Origin of the sequence: Luteimonas soli (assembly GCF_042648865.1) — a bacterium.
GTDB lineage: Bacteria > Pseudomonadota > Gammaproteobacteria > Xanthomonadales > Xanthomonadaceae > Luteimonas > Luteimonas soli.
Genome location: NZ_JBHRYA010000007.1, coordinates 985285 through 1000771, shown reverse-complemented (window position 1 = coordinate 1000771; position 15487 = coordinate 985285). Strand labels below are relative to the sequence as shown.

Sequence of the window (15487 nt, the reverse complement as noted above, 5' to 3'; positions counted from 1 at the left end):
CGCAGCGAAACCCATCGGCATGTCCAGGTACGCGGATGATGGGTTTCGCCTTCGGCTCTACCCATCCTACGTCGGGTTTGATTCGTGTAGATCCGTGGCAAAAAAGATGCCGGCGCTTGCGCGCCGGCATCGAGTTGTCGCTCCAGCTGGAACGGCGGATCAGAACGAGTAGCGCACGCCCAGGTAGGCGCGACGCGGTTCCACCCAGTCGGTGGCCTCGCCGAAGGCATACACGCCATCGCCGGCGATCAGGTCCTGTTCGGAGATCGCGGACTGCTTGTCGAAGATGTTGAACAGGTCGAGGAAGAACTCGAGCTTGCCGACCGGCAGTTCCCGCGTGTACTTGGCGCGGACGTCGAACGTGTAGTACGCCGGACCGGTTTCCCCACCCACCGTACCCGGAACGATCCAGGTATCGGTGACGCCGCCAACCTCGTAGGGCACGTCGACCATTTCAGGCAGATGACGGCCATACAGGGAGTACGTGCGGCTGTACAGCGCGCCGCTGTTCCAGTTGAAGACGCCGCTGATCTCGAGCCCGAAGTCCCAGAAGTAGGTGCCGAACGCCTTGAACTGGTGCTCGATGTTGCCCGGCTGCGGGCCCCACTGGTTCGGCGCGCGCGGGTCGAGCGCGATCCAGTCGCCCTGGAAGTCCGCGTTGCCGTCCGAGTTGGAGTTGCCCTCGGCGTCGTTGTAGGTGTACGAGAGCATGCCCTGCCAGTTGTTGCTCTTCTGCTTCTGCAGGGTGACCTCGAGGCCCTGGTACTTGCGCTCGCCGCCCTTGAGCGTGCCGATCACGTAGTTGAACGGCGGCGCCCCGTCGTACCCGAAGTAGGAATACGGCAGGTAGAAGTCCGAGTTCTCGTCGGCCTGGCCGTTCTCCGTGTCGCCGTTCGGGTTCGAGTACAGGCCCAGGTCGTAGTCCTCGAAGATGTCCTTCGTTTCGCGCTTGGTGTAGATCACCGACAGGTTCATGTTCTGGCCGAAGGTGGTCGAATAGCCCAGCACGAACTCGTCCGTGTACGGCGTCTTGGTGGTCGGCGAGAAGACCGCGTCACCCGGGCCACGCGAGCGGAAGGTCAGCCAGCGGTCGCCCAGGAAGATCTGCTCGTCGTACACCGGACCCGCGCCGGCGCCGGCGAAGTCGGTCATGTCGTTGCGGATCGGATCGTAGTAGCGACCGTAGAAGCCCCAGACCTTGCTGCGACCGTCGCCCATCAGGTCGTAGACCACGCTCAGGCGCGGCGCGAACTCCCAGTCGAAGGTGAAGACCTCGTTGCCGAAGGAGTCGAAGTGGCCCCACTGCTCGGTGCGGAAGCCGGCGTTGACGGTCCACTGGTTCAGCGTCCAGGTGTCCTGGATGTAGAACGCCTTGCCCTTGGTCGTCACCGTGTACGGCGCCGGTCCCGACTGCCGGATCCGGTAGTTGTTCACCTGGCCGGTCGGGTTGCCCGCCGTGCTGTTGAACTGGTAGGCGCCCAGTTCGGCGTCGTCGACGGCGCCATCGCCGTTGGCATCGAGCAGGCCGATGAAGTAGGCACTGTCCGCGCTGTTGCCGATGGCCGTGATGATGCGGGCGGTATCGCCGGCGACGATCGAACGGGTACCGGTCCAGCCTGCGCCGGTGAACTCGTCGAAGGTCGCGCCGATGTTGTCGATCGCGATCGAGCGGTAGAGCGCGCTGTCCGCGCCGGTGTAACGCGCGTCCTCGGTGTAGTCGTTGTCGCTCTGGGTGTAGCCGGCCTTGATGGTATGGCTGCCCCATGACGTGTCCAGCCAGTACTCCAGGCTCAGGCCGTACTCGTCGCGGTTGCGCCAGGTTTCGGTATTGGTACCGAAGCCACCCTGCTGGAGGTCGGCATTGGTGGGGTCGCCACCGAAGAAGGCCACGTCGTTGCGCGTGGCCGGGTCCGCCGCCAGCGTCGAGAGCTGCGCTTCATGGCGATAGCCGTACATGTTCAGGCGCAGGTTTTCCCAGTCGTGCGTGTACTCGAGCTTGTAGTTGTCGCCGCCCTGTTCGCGTGCCGTGTCGCGGTTGGCCAGGATGGTGGGGTCGAGCGAACCGTCGCGCTCGTACGGGTCGTTGAAGAAGGTACCCGTCAGGCGGTCGTCGTCGGTGATCTGCCAGGTGGCCTTGAAGAACGCCAGGTCCTGGTCGGTGTTGACCGTGCGCAGCGCATCGCCCGTGTTCGGGTCGACGACGTCGTCCTCGCGGTTCTTGATCTGGTAGGAACCGAAGAACCACAGCTTTTCCTTGACGATCGGGCCGCCGAGGGTGATCGCGGTGTCGAACGTGGAAAAACCCGCGGACCGTCCGTGCTTGTCGTCGGACACCAGGCTGTCGTTCTGCAGGTAGTAGTTGATCGAACCGTGGAACTCGTCGCCACCGGACTTGGTGATCACCTTGGAGACCAGGCCCGAGCCGCCGGCGTACTCGGCGGGGATGCCGCCGGTCAGCACCTGCTGCTCCTGGATGATCTCCGAGTTGAGGTTCGCGCCGAAGGTGCCGGTCAGCGGATCGGTGACGTTGACGCCGTCCAGGTAGTAGACGTTGTCCGACGAGGAGCCGATGGCGCCACCGACGTCGGAATAGTTGATGCCCGACTTGGACGAAGGATTGTTGCCGTCACTGGGCTTGACGCCCGGGACGAGCTGGAGATAACTCTGGTAGCTGCGGCCGGTCGGCAGCGATTCCACGATGTCCAGGTTCAGGGTGGTGCCGACGACTGCCGAGGTGGTATCCACGGCCGCCAGCGAGGTGCCGGTCACGACGATCGTGTCCAGGGTCGTGGCGCCGAGCGCGTAGCCCAGGCTGAGGTTCTTGCCGCTGACCACCGCGACGTTGTTCGCGCTGAAGTCGCTGTAGCCCGAAGCGTCCACCACGACGGTGTAGTTGGTCGCCGGATCCAGGCCCGTCAGGCGGACGCTGCCATCGGCCTCGGTCACGGCGGTCTTCGATACCAGGCTGTCCGGCGAACTCACGCTCACGGTCGCGCCCGGAATCGGCTGGCCGTCGCTGCCGGTGATGGTGATGCGCAGGCCGCCGGTTTCGGCGGCCAGTGCCGCGCCGACGAAGCACATGCCCAGCGCAACGCTCAGCGCGCTGCGCTTCAGGCTTTTGGCAAAGGAATGACTGGAAGTCATCAAGGTGAACCCTCCCCAGGAACAGTTTCGGTTGAAAGGATTTCCACGCGGGCGGCATCGCAGCTTGGCTGCCCCTATCGATGCGACCGCATGCAGTCAAGGCCCGAACGGCATGACTGAACTGACTATAAGTGCTGAAACAAATCTTTAACAACCGTTTTTTTACCCGGATTGCAATCCGGGCAGGCCGGCTGAACAGGAATCCCGGCCGGAAGGGTTGCAAATACGCCTCGCGGTGCTGACTGGCAATCGGACAAAACGCTTCAAGACCCCTGTCCGCGGGCTCGGGGGCTGACCAGGCGCCGTCGTCGGTCTCGCTGCGCTGCAACATTGACTTTGCAACTCCAGCCTCCATACTTTTGCGTATGGTCATGGGTCGCGCGATCGCAACGCCGCGCGGTCTACCCTTCCCGTTCAGGCAGCTTCACCGGAGTCCAGTGATGAGCATCGCGCTTCCCTTCGTCGCCTTCCTCCTCGCCGGCGCATTCGCCGCCTACCACCGCCTGCGCCTGGCCTGGTGGGCCGCGATCACCGCCACTCTGCTGGTCGGCTGCTGGCTGCTGGGGGCCAACCCGGTCGCCACCGCCATCGCCGCGGTGCTGGTGGCCCTGATCGCCGTGCCGCTGCTGATCCCCGCCATCCGCAAGCCGCTGATCACGGCGCCCTTGCTGAAGTTCTACCGGAAGATCCTGCCGCCGCTGTCGCAGACCGAGCGCATCGCACTGGAGTCGGGCTCGGTCGGCTTCGAGGGCGAGCTGTTCTCCGGCGACCCGGACTGGGACCAGCTGCTGTCGCAGCCGGCGCCGAAGCTCACCGACGAGGAGCAGGCCTTCCTCGACGGCCCGGTCGAGGAGCTGTGCAAGCAGATCAACGACTGGGAGATCACCCACGTCCACGCCGACCTGCCACCGGCGCTGTGGGACTTCATCAAGCAGCACAAGTTCTTCGGCATGATCATCCCGAAGGAGTACGGCGGGCTGGGCTTCTCGGCGCTGGCGCACCACAAGGTGATCCAGAAGATCGCCTCGATGTCGAGCGTGGTCAGCTCCACCGTCGGCGTGCCCAATTCGCTCGGCCCGGGCGAGCTGCTGGTCCACTACGGCACCCAGGAACAGAAGGACTACTACCTGCCGCGCCTGGCCGATGGCCGCGAGGTGCCCTGCTTTGGCCTGACCGGCCCGTTTGCCGGCTCCGACGCCACGTCCATCCCCGACTACGGCATCGTCTGCCAGGGTGAGTGGAACGGCGCCAACGTGCTGGGCATCAAGCTCACCTTCGACAAGCGCTACATCACCCTGGCGCCGGTGGCGACTCTGATCGGCCTGGCCTTCCGCCTGTACGACCCGGACGGCCTGATCGGCGACACCAATGACATCGGCATCACCATCGCGCTGGTGCCGCGCGAAACCCCTGGCGTGGACATCGGCCGCCGCCACTTCCCGCTCAATTCGCCGTTCCAGAACGGCCCGATCCACGGCCGCGAGGTGTTCATTCCGCTGAGCCAGCTGCTCGGCGGCGAGGACTACGCCGGCAAGGGCTGGCAGATGTTGAACGAACAGCTGTCGATCGGCCGCTCGATCACCCTGCCCTCCACCGCCAGCGGCGGCGCCAAGATGGGCGCGGTCGCCACCGGCGCGTATGCGCGCATCCGCAAGCAGTTCGGGCTGTCGATCGGGCGCTTCGAGGGCGTCGAGGAAGCGCTCGCCCGCATCGCCGGCAAGGCCTACGCGATCAGTGCGCTGTCGCAGGCCACGGCGATGGCCGTGGATCGCGGCGAGACGCCGGCGGTGCCGTCGGCGATCGCCAAGTACCACTGCACGACGATGGCGCGCGAGGTGTCGAGCGACGTGATGGACGTGCTCGGCGGCAAGGGCATCATCCTCGGGCCGCGCAACTTCGCCGGCCGCGCCTGGCAGGCGGCGCCGATCGCGATCACGGTCGAGGGCGCCAACATCATGACCCGCAGCCTGCTGATCTTCGGCCAGGGCGCGATCCTGTGCCATCCGTGGGTGCTCAAGGAAATGAAGGCGGCGCAGAATCCGGACGAGAAGGCAGGGTTGGAGGAGTTCGACCGCAACCTGTTCGGCCACATCGGCTTCGCGATCTCCAACGCGGTGCGCTCGTTCTGGTTCGGGCTGACCGGCGCGAAGATCGGCAAGGCGCCGGGCGACGACTACACGCGGCGCTATTTCCGCAAGCTCGACCGCTACTCGGCCAACCTGGCGCTGATCGCGGACGCCTCGATGCTGCTGCTGGGCGGCAAGCTCAAGTTCAAGGAGTCGCTGTCCGGGCGCCTGGGCGACGTGCTCAGCCACCTGTACATTACCAGCGCGATGCTCAAGCGCTACAAGGACGAAGGCTGCCCGGTCGGCGACCAGCCGCTGCTGGCCTGGGCGTTCCACGACTCCGTGCACCGCACCGAACTGGCCCTGTCGGCGGCGCTGCGCAACTACCCGATCCGCCCGGTGGGCTGGCTGCTGTGGGCACTGGTGTTCCCCTGGGGCCGCCGCGCGCAGGCGCCGAGCGATCGCCTCGGCCACCGCGCCGCTGCGCTGCTGATGGCGCCCAACGAGGCGCGCGACCGCCTCGCCCGCGGCGTGTTCACCACGCCCGGCGAGAACAACCCGGCCGGCCGCATCGACAGCTACCTGGCCAAGGCCATCGCCGCCGAGCCGGTGGAGCGCAAGTTCCTCAAGGCGCTGAAGAACAGCGACATCGAGGCGCTGGACTTCGCCTCGCAGCTCGACGAGGGCGTGCGCGAGGGCTGGATCACCGCCGAGGAACGCGTGCAGCTCGAGGAACTGCGCACGCTGACGCTCGACGCGATCATGGTCGACGACTTCGACACGCACGAGCTGCGCGCCGCGTCGTACTACGACCTGCCGCAGCACAAGCGCGAGCCGCGCGAGGCGGCCTGATCCGCAGGGCCCCTCCCCCTGCGAAGGCAGGGGGAGGTTGGGAGGGGGTGCTCACGCTTCGCGGCGAGGCCAAAGGCACCCCTCCCCAACCCGTCCGGCCCGCCAGCACAGCTGGCGTGCGTTCGTCGGCGCGCGAGCCAATGGCTCGCAAGCGCACCTCCTCACCCCCTGCCTTCGCAGGGGAGGGGGCAAAAGCTCGCGGCTGAAGCCGCTCGTCTACAGGCTTCAAAGGTCACCACCATGCCCACCTCCGTCCTCGCGCTCTACCACCGCATCAACCGCTGGCCCGCCGGCCACTGGCTGTTCTCGCGCGCGGCCTGCTTCAAGGCGCCGTACTTCGCCAGCATCCGCCCACGCATCGAACTGCTCGAACCGGGCCGCTGCGTGGCCAGCCTGCGCCACCGCCGCGCCGTCACCAACCACATCGGCACCGTGCACGCGATCGCGCTGTGCAACCTGGCCGAGCTGAGCGGCGGCCTGGCGGTCGACGCCAGCCTGCCGCCGTCGATGCGCTGGATTCCCAAGGGCATGACCGTCGAATACCTGCGCAAGGCGGTCGGCACGATGCGCGCGGTGGCGACGCCGGCGCAGCCGGTGGTCGAGGCTGATTCGGGATACGAACTGCCGGTCGAGGTCGAAGTCACCGATCCGTCGGGTGAGGCCGTGTTCCGCGCGCGCATCGCGATGTGGGTGTCGCCGCGCCGCGCAGGGTCCGGGACCTCGTAGGTCGGGGCTACGTCCCCGACGGCTGTTGGCTCCAAAAGCGTCGGGGACGTAACCCCGACCTACACAAGGCTGTTGGCCCCAGAAGCATCGGGGACGTAGCCCCGACCTACAGCACGGCGCCCTGTTCGGCGCCGTTGCGGGTCCGGGCATCGTAGCGACGATCGCGGAACTCGTACTTCAGCATCGTCCGCCGCAGCAGGCGGTTGGCCGTGTCGCGCACCGTCTTGCAGCCCGGCAACCGACCGATGTCCTGGACCCGATCGCGGACTTCCTCTGCCGCCGCGCGGGCGTTCGCGCGGTGCGTGGCTTCGTGCCGCTCCAGGGCGGCCAGCGCCCGCGTCCAACGTTCGCGCTGCGCTTTCGGCACCCGGTTTCCCGGCTCCCACTCCGGCAGCGTGACTTCGATGTCGAGCCGCACTTCGAGGTCGCGGATGCGGCAGCCCTCGCCGGAGCGGTCCAGTTCGTAGGCGATGCGCACGTCGCTCCAGGTGCGCCCATGCGTACCGCCACGCCCTGGCACATCGTGCCGCAGCCGGTCGCGCAGCTCGTCGATCGAGCCGGCCTCGATCGTGTAGTGCCGGACCTCCTCGTTGATGATCACCGACGACGGCTGGCCGGGTTGCGCGGCGGCCAGGGAAAGGCTGCACAGGCCCGCCGCCAGCGCGACGGCCGTGATCGCGGCGTTCCGGCAGCGACCAGCGGGCGCCGCCGGCTCCAGCCCGGCCTGGCCGTTCAAGGGCACCCGTCCCGCGCGCCGCGCATCAACCCGCGCCCGCAGCGGGCCGCGCGCCGGCGCCCGCCTGCCCGTTCCCGTCTCCGTTTCCAGCCGGCGCGTGCGCACGCTCGGAGGGCAGCTTTTTCTCTTCGCGCAGCAGCCGCCACGCGCTGAGCGTCATCACGCTGGCAAACAGCAGGCCGACGCCGAACACCATCTGCGAACCGAAGGCCGCCAGCGCCTTGTACGTCCACGAGAAAGTGATCTCGCCGCCACGGAAGAACGCGGTGTCGATGGCTGCACCGGCCTTGTAGCGCCATTCGCGCGGCACGCGGGTGTAGATGGTCTCGCGCCCCGGCTTCATCATCGAGAACTCGTTGGAACGCGTGACCACCTGGACGATGCCGACCACGATCGGCAGCGGCGAAGCGGTCAGCACCGCAAAGCCGACCAGCAGGCATGCCATCGGGATCATCAGCACGGCCAGCAGGCCGTAGCGCGACATCAGGAAGCGGGTCAGCAACAGCTGCACGACCAGCGTCAGCACGTTCACTGCGATGTCGATACCGGCGTAATAGGCGGTACGCGCTTCGGCGGTGGCGAAACCGGCGCGGGCGATGGAAGCCTGCTCGTTGTAGAGCAGCTGGCCGACGCCCACGCCGAGGAACACCATCGCCGCCAGCCAGCGCAGCAGCGGCTCCTTCGCGATCAGTTTCAGGCCGGCCAGCACGTCGCCGCCCATCGCGCTTTCATTGTCGCGCCCGGCTTCGCGTTCCCGCACGACCGCCCATTGCCGCAGCTTCCAGATGCACAGCACGCAGGCGGCGAGGAAGCCCGCCGACACCAGCATCAGGTTCGCCAGCCCGACCTTCTCCGCCAACGCGCGGGTGAGGAGCGGGCCCGTGAACGCGCCTATCGTGCCCGCCGCACCGATGTAGCCGTAATACCTGCGCGCCTCGACATTGGAGAACACGTCGGCCATGAAGCTCCAGAACACGGCCACCGAGAACACGTTGAACACCGTGACCCACAGGAAGAACGCCATGCCACGCCCGGCGACCCGGCTGTCGAACAGCAGGTGGAAGCCGAGCAGGCACAGGATGAAAAAGCCGAACAGCACCGGCAGGAACACCCGGCGGGGGAAGCGACTGACCAGCGCGCCGTAGATCGGCTGCGCGACCAGGATCAGGATGAAGGAACAGGTGGACAGCACCTGCAGGATCAGTTCCTGCAGCGGGATCCCGTGCGCAGCGAAGAAGCCGACCATCTCCGGCGGGAACACCGCTTCGACATCGCTCGACGCCCCCATCGCATCGCGTACCGGCCGCAGCACGTAGTAGCCGCTGAGCAGGCAGAAGAAATACAGGAACGACCACAGCAACGGCGGCGACTCTGCCAGCGCGGCACGCAGGCGCGCGGTGCGGCCCGCGTTGGCGTCATGGTCGTTTGCGCTGCTCATCCGGTTTCCGCGCCGTGGGGCGCGCAAACGGTATCCCAAAGCGCGGGCCACGCGCCACCTCGCCGAGCATATGCTCTAGCCTGGCTGCCTAAGTTGTTCCGATGACCAAGTTCCGTGACCCGCCGCGCCTGGACTACGACTACATCGTCGTCGGCGCCGGCTCAGCCGGCTGCGTGCTCGCCAACCGCCTGTCCGAAGACCCCGGCGTGCGCGTGCTGCTGCTCGAGGCCGGCCCGCGCGACTGGCACCCCTTCATCCACATGCCGGCCGGGCTGGCGAAGCTGGTCGGCCAGAAAGGCGTGAACTGGGACTACGACACCGCGCCGGAGCCGCAGCTGGGCGGCCGCACGCTGTGGTGGCCGCGCGGCAAGGTGCTCGGCGGATCGAGTTCGATCAATGCCATGTGCTACGTGCGTGGCGTGCCCGCCGACTACGACGGCTGGGCCGCGCAGGGCGCGACCGGCTGGGACTGGGACTCAGTGCTGCCGTACTTCCGCCGCAGCGAAGGCAACGGGCGCGGCGGCGACGCGCTGCACGGCGGCGACGGCCCGCTGTCGGTGTCCGACCTGCGCCACGTCAATCCGCTCTCGCACGCCTTCGTCGAGGCAGGCGTGCAGGCCGGCTTCGCCCGCAACGACGACTTCAACGGCCCCGGCCAGCAGGGCGTGGGGCTGTACCAGGTCACCCAGCGCGACGGCGCGCGCTGCTCGGCAGCGGTGGCCTACCTCGACCCCGCGCGCCCGCGGCCCAACCTCGTGATCCGCACCGGCGCCCTCGCCCGTCGCGTGCTGCTGGAAGGCGGACGCGCAACCGGCGTCGAGTACGCGCGCGGCGGCCGCGTCGAGACCGCGCGTGCCGCGCGCGAAGTGCTGCTGTGCGGCGGCGCGATCAACTCGCCGCAGCTGCTGATGCTGTCAGGCATCGGGCCGGCGGACGAACTGCGCCGGCACGGCATCGCGGTCGCGTTCGACGCGCCGGGCGTCGGCGCCAACCTGCAGGACCACCTCGACATCTGCACGCTGCGGCACTCGACCCGGCGCGTGACCTACGACCGCGCCAGCGAGCTGAAGACCGCCTTCGACTACTTCCTGCGCGGCCGCCGCGGCGCCGGCACCAGCAACATCGCCGAGGCCGGCGGCTTCGTGCGCTCGCCGCTGGCGCCTGACGACCGCGCCGACATCCAGTTCCACTTCGTCCCGGCGATGCTCGACGACCACGGCCGCCACCGACTGGCCGGCGACGGTTACACCCTGCACGCCTGCTTCCTGCACCCGCGCAGCCGCGGCCGCATCGCGCTGGACAGCGCCGACCCCTCGCGCAAGGCGCGGATCGAAGCGAACTACCTCAGCGACGACGAGGGCTTCGACCTGGCGATGATGGTCGAATGCGCGAAGGTCTCGCGCGAGGTATTCGCACAGAAGGCGCTCGACCCCTACCGCGGCGCGCCGATCTTCCCCGAACGCGACGGCCTGTCGGACGCGGAACTCGTGGACTTCATCCGCGCCAAGGCCGAAACCGTCTACCACCCCGTCGGCACCTGCCGCATGGGCAACGACGCCGCGGCCGTGGTCGATCCCCGGCTGCGCGTGCGTGGCATCGACGCCCTGCGCGTAGTGGACGCGTCGGTGATGCCGACGCTGGTCACCGGCAACACCAACGCGCCAACGATCATGATCGCTGAGCGCGCGGCGGATCTGATTCGCGGCCGTGCGTGATTTCACGGCTGGCTGGCGGGTCAAGACCCGCCCTACGTTTTTTCGCCACGGTTTCCGAGGATGATTGTCGGGTCAAGCGGCTATCCAGTCGTCCGCGGCATGATGGACCCCGAACCACCGTAGGGCGGGTCTTGACCCGCCTCCAGGATCGCACGCCCCATTCCTCGCAAGCCGGCGGCGCGGTGGCGGGTCAAGACCCGCCCTGCATTCGGGATTCGGCGCCCGGTGATGCCCCATGCGGCAATGCGCCCTACGCCCGCTCCAGCATCGGCGGCAGCGGGCAGTGCAGCACCGCGCAGACCGTGCGCAGCAGCTCCGCCTCGGCCACCGAGATGCGGCCGTCGTGGCTGGCTGCCGCGGTGATCGCTTCCACCATCACCTGCTTGGCCAGCGGGTCGAGTGCGTCCAGCGGTTCCCACACCGCGTCGAGCGCCAGCACGCCCTCGGCTGGCGGCGCGTACGGCACGTGGTCGCGCGGCAGCACGCGCTGCATGCCAGCCAGATACGCCCGCTGCGCTTCGGCCGGGTCGTCCGGGTTGCCGGCCTTCGCGACCACCGCCAGCAACGTCGCGAACTCCTGCTTGACGTTGCCCGGCTTGCGCCGTCCGAAGTGCGCGTAGCGCCCCGGGTCGAGCGACTCGCGCACCTGCACGTGCAACAGCCGGCCCAGGCAGTATTCGAACAGCGACACCTGGCCGTCGGCGTTGACCACGGCGAACACCGTGTCCATGAACGCATCAAGCTCCGGCCGCGGCCGCAGGCGCAGCACCGGGAACGCGACCGCCGCCAGCGGCAGCCGCTGCATCGGATGCAGCGACTGCGCCAGCGTGCCGCGCAGGCCGAAGGCCGCTTCAGCCGCCTCGTTGCCCATGCGCGAGGCGATCTCGATGCGCTGCTTGCCCAGCACGCCCTGGTCGTTGCCGAGCAGCATCGCCAGCAGCAGCGGCATCACCTGTTCACGCTGGCGCGCCAGCGTCCGCAGTTCGTCGGGAATCGAATGGACGATGGCATCGGCACGCCGGTAATCGTCCGACTCGGGCTGCGCCACCTGCGATGACACCATCGCCGGCGTGACGTTGAGCTGCGACGAAGCCGCCGGCAGCGCGTCGTGCGCGCCGGCCAGGCCCATGCGCGCGTCTTCCTGCAGGCCGTTCGGCGGCGCGGCATGCCACTGCGCCTGCAGGCGCTCGAGTTGCTCGGCGCGGAACCCCGGCTCCAGCGCCTGGATGCGCTTGAGGATCGGCGGGTGGGTGGCGAACAGGCCGCTGAAGCCGATCCCGTCGCCGAACAGCATGTGGCTGATCTCCTCGGTCTCGCCGCGGTTGGCCAGCTTCGAGCCCTCGTAGATGCCGGCGATCTTCTTCAGCGCGCCGGCAAGGCCGGCGGTCTGGCGGGTGAACTGCACCGCCGAGGCATCTGCCAGCGACTCGCGCGTGCGGCTGATGCCGGCCTTGATCATGCGTCCGAACAGCAGCCCGATGTAGCCGATCACGATCGCCACCAGCGCCACCACCAGGAACATCGCCACGCCATCGCGACTGTTGCGGCTCATGCCCCCGTGCAGCATCAGCCGGCGGCCGACGATGCCCATCACCATGATCCCGAACAGCACCCCGATCAGGCGGATGTTCAGGCGCATGTCGCCGTTGAGGATGTGGCTGAACTCGTGCGCGATCACCCCCTGCAGCTCGTCGCGGTTGAGCTTCTCCAGTGCCCCGCGCGTGACCGCGATGGCCGCGTCCGAGGGCGAGTAGCCGGCGGCGAAGGCGTTGATCGCCGACTCGTGCTCGAGCACGTACAGGCCCGGCACCGGCACCCCCGAAGCGATCGCGATCTCCTCGACCACGTTGCGCAGCCGCTGCAGGTAGCGGTCGGTGGTGTCCTCCGGCACGGGCGTGCCGCCGAACTGCAGCGCCACCGCCTCGCCGCCGCCGCGCAGCGAGGCGATGCGGTACATCGAGGCCCCGCCGATCACCGCCAGCGTCACCAGCGTGGTGAACACCAGGACGCCGCCCGCTCCCTCGCCGCGCCCGAACACCGCCAGCATGACCAGGTCCATCGCAACCACGATGGCCAGGACGGCGAGCGCGAACAGCAGCACCAGCCGGGTCGAGGTGCGCCGGGCCTTGGCCTGGTGTTCGAAGAAGTTCATGGGTGACGCCGGGAATCGGGAATGGGGAACGGGGAATCGGTAGAGCAGGATCGACTCCATCCGGCCGAAGCCAGACGGTTCAGCCATCCGAGGGACACGGTCAACGGCAATCGACGGGTGCAGCAGGCCGCGCGGTTCCGCCTCTTCGATTCCCGATTCCCCATTCCCGATTCCCGGCTTTTCAGAACTCGACCTTCGGCGCCGCCCGCACCTGCTCCTGCTGGTCGGCGGGAATCTCCAGCAGCGCGGCCGGGGCGAAATTGAACATGCCGGCGACGATGCTCGAAGGGAACACCTCGCGCTTGTTGTTGTAGGCCATCACCATGTCGTTGAACGCTTGGCGGGCGAAGGCGACCTTGTTCTCGGTGCTGGTCAGCTCCTCGGTCAGCTGCATCATGTTCTGGCTGGCCTTGAGGTCGGGATAGGCCTCCACCGTGACCAGCAGCCGGCCCAGCGCGCCGTCGAGCATGCCCTGGCTGCGGGTCAGCTCGGCCATCGCGGCCGGGTCGCCCGGGGATGCCTTGGCAGCGGCCAGGCCCGCCTGGGCGGCGTTGCGGGCGGCGGTCACCGCTTCGAGGGTGCCGCGCTCATGCTCGAGGTAGCCCTTGGCGGTCTCGACCAGGTTCGGGATCAGGTCGAAGCGGCGCTGCAGCTGCACGTCGATCTGGGCGAAGGCGTTCTTGTACGCGTTGCGCGCGGTGACCAGGCCGTTGTAGATGCCGACCGCCCAGAGCGCGAACACGATCACAATTGCGAGCAGGATCAACACGGTAATCATCAAAGCTCTCCTTGTTCATGCAATTCTGGCATCAGGCGTTATGATCGGCCTGCAATCGCAGCATACGCAGGGGGCAAGCCTGATGAAAGACAAGAAGAGACGGCACCGGCTCACATGGCGGGGCGGTCTCATCGGTACCCTGCTGCCAATGGCGCTTGCCACCTCGGCGCAAACGCCCCTGCGCTGGAACGTCCAGCCGGCGCCTTCGACTGCCGCCACGTCGCCGCAGCCGCTCCCGACCCAACCCGCCTCCATCCCGGCCTACCTGCCGCCGGTCGAGGAGGTCATGCCGCCGTCGCTCGACTTCAACGTCCGCCAGTTCGAGGCGATCGCCCAGGAGCTGGTCGCCAACCAGCGCGTGCCCGGCCTTGCGATGGCCATCGTGCAGGACGGCAAGGTGCTCAGCGCGCGCGGCTACGGCATCACCGACGTCAGCGACGCCGAGCCGGTCGACGCGCACACCGTGTTCCGCCTGGCATCGCTGTCGAAGGCCTTCGCCGGCACCATCACCGGGCTGCTGGTCAACGAAGGCGCGCTGCGCTGGGACAGCCACGTGGCCGACTACATGCCGTCGCTGCAGTTTTCCGAACCCGGCGCGGCGCAACAGCTTACCGTCGCCGAAGTCTTGAGCCAGCGCGTCGGCCTGACCCGCAACGCCTACGACCGCGACCTGGAACGCAACGTCGACTACAACACCCTGGTGCGGAAGCTGGCCTACGCGCCGATGAAGTGCGCGCCCGGCGAGTGCTACAGCTACCAGAACGTGGCCTTCAGCCTGGTCGGCAACGTGGTGTACGGCGCTAGCGGGCAGTTCTTCAGCGAGGCCGTCACCCGCCGCATCTTCAAGCCGCTGGGCATGAACGACGCCAGCTACGGGCTCGAAGGCATCGAAGCCAGCCCGAGCTGGGCGCGGCCGCACGTGCGTGCCGGCGGCGGCTGGCGTTCGCTCACGCCCAAGCCCACCTACTACCGGGTCGCGCCTGCCGCCGGCGTCAACGCCAGCGCCAGCGACATGGCGCAGTGGCTGGTGGCGCAGACCGGGCACCGCCCCGACGTGCTGCCGGCGCCGCTGCTGGCCACCCTGCATGCGCCGGTCGTGGCGACGCCCGGCGAGACACGGGGCTCTTCCTGGCGCCGGCAGCGCCTGAATGCCGCCGGCTATGCGATCGGCTGGCGCGTCTACGACTACGCCGGCCATCGCGTCGTCTACCACGGCGGCGCCGTGCAGGGATACCGCGGCGTGATCGCGTTGCTGCCGCAGCGCGACCTCGGCGTGGCGATCCTGTGGAATGGCGAAAGCAACCAGCCCTCGGGGCTGCTGCCGACCATCCTCGACCGCGCGATCGGCCTGCCGGCACACCGCTGGCTCGACGTGGATCCGTTCCCGGACGTGCTGTACGCCGAGGACGACCAGCCGAGGCCCAACCTGCCGCACGCCGAACATGCCGGCGGCGCGCAGACGTCGTCGGCCAACGCCAACCCGCGCTGAGGGTTCATCGTGCCCGTCACACGACGGGCACGGCGGCGGCGGCAGTCGAAAGTCCCCCCTCTGTCCTGACTCGGCCGCGGTGCGAAGAGCCGAGGTGTGGCGCCCCGGGAAGATGGGCCATGCATGGGCTTCGGAAGTAGCGGCGTCCCGGTCGACAGGGCACGGCGGCCCACCGAAGCCCGCGCATCGACTTGGTCGTGCACCCCTCGGATGGGTGAAGAACCAAAAAAAAACTCCCTCTCCGCCTGGGCATGCGGAGAGGGAGCCTGATGACGGCTGATCGGTTTCTTGTTCTTACATCATCGGCGCAGGTGCGGCGGGGATCGCCACGGGAGCGGCCTTTTTGGCACGCTTCGCCGGACGCTTGGCCTTCTTCGCGGCCTTCTTGGCA

At 68.2% G+C, this 15487-nt stretch carries 9 protein-coding genes; 4 read left to right on the top strand and 5 right to left on the bottom strand.

Annotation, left to right across the window (positions count from 1 at the left end):
- Nucleotides 1-159 precede the first annotated feature (159 nt).
- Nucleotides 160-3144, bottom strand: coding sequence for a TonB-dependent receptor (locus ACFONC_RS11965; RefSeq protein WP_386744332.1), 2985 nt, complete (start codon nt 3142-3144; stop codon nt 160-162).
- 440 nt (nt 3145-3584) lie between these two features.
- On the opposite strand from ACFONC_RS11965, the gene ACFONC_RS11960 reads away from it, so the two are divergent.
- Nucleotides 3585-6062 carry an acyl-CoA dehydrogenase gene (locus ACFONC_RS11960; protein WP_386744330.1) on the top strand — a complete coding sequence of 826 codons (2478 nt, stop codon included), beginning with the start codon at nt 3585-3587 and terminating at the stop codon, nt 6060-6062.
- Between the two features lie 240 nt (nt 6063-6302).
- Nucleotides 6303-6788 carry a hotdog fold domain-containing protein gene (locus tag ACFONC_RS11955; protein WP_386744328.1) on the top strand — a complete coding sequence of 162 codons (486 nt, stop codon included), beginning with the start codon at nt 6303-6305 and terminating at the stop codon, nt 6786-6788.
- Nucleotides 6789-6894: 106 nt separating this feature from the next.
- Here the strand turns inward: ACFONC_RS11955 and ACFONC_RS11950 are convergent, their stop codons facing one another.
- Together ACFONC_RS11950 and ACFONC_RS11945 are read right to left on the bottom strand one after the other, a co-directional pair.
- Entirely contained in the window at nt 6895-7524 is a 630-nt protein-coding gene (locus tag ACFONC_RS11950) for a DUF922 domain-containing protein (RefSeq protein WP_386744326.1), read from the bottom strand.
- Between the two features lie 25 nt (nt 7525-7549).
- Nucleotides 7550-8962 (bottom strand): NTP/NDP exchange transporter, encoded by a 1413-nt coding sequence (locus ACFONC_RS11945; RefSeq protein ID WP_386744324.1) that lies wholly within the window; start codon nt 8960-8962, stop codon nt 7550-7552.
- Nucleotides 8963-9063: 101 nt separating this feature from the next.
- On the opposite strand from ACFONC_RS11945, the gene ACFONC_RS11940 reads away from it, so the two are divergent.
- On the top strand, nt 9064-10677 hold the full coding sequence (locus tag ACFONC_RS11940; RefSeq protein WP_386744322.1) for a GMC family oxidoreductase: 1614 nt from the start codon (nt 9064-9066) through the stop codon (nt 10675-10677).
- Nucleotides 10678-10927: 250 nt separating this feature from the next.
- On the opposite strand, the gene ACFONC_RS11935 is transcribed toward ACFONC_RS11940, so the two are convergent.
- Both ACFONC_RS11935 and ACFONC_RS11930 read right to left on the bottom strand, forming a co-directional pair.
- Nucleotides 10928-12829, bottom strand: a complete 1902-nt coding sequence (locus ACFONC_RS11935; RefSeq protein ID WP_386744320.1) for a M48 family metallopeptidase — start codon at nt 12827-12829, stop codon at nt 10928-10930.
- A gap of 181 nt (nt 12830-13010) precedes the next feature.
- The gene (locus tag ACFONC_RS11930; RefSeq protein WP_386744661.1) at nt 13011-13604 is read right to left on the bottom strand and encodes a LemA family protein; all 594 of its coding nucleotides are present in this window, start codon (nt 13602-13604) and stop codon (nt 13011-13013) included.
- Nucleotides 13605-13689: 85 nt separating this feature from the next.
- On the opposite strand from ACFONC_RS11930, the gene ACFONC_RS11925 reads away from it, so the two are divergent.
- The gene (locus tag ACFONC_RS11925; protein ID WP_386744318.1) at nt 13690-15096 is read left to right on the top strand and encodes a serine hydrolase domain-containing protein; all 1407 of its coding nucleotides are present in this window, start codon (nt 13690-13692) and stop codon (nt 15094-15096) included.
- Nucleotides 15097-15487 lie beyond the last annotated feature (391 nt).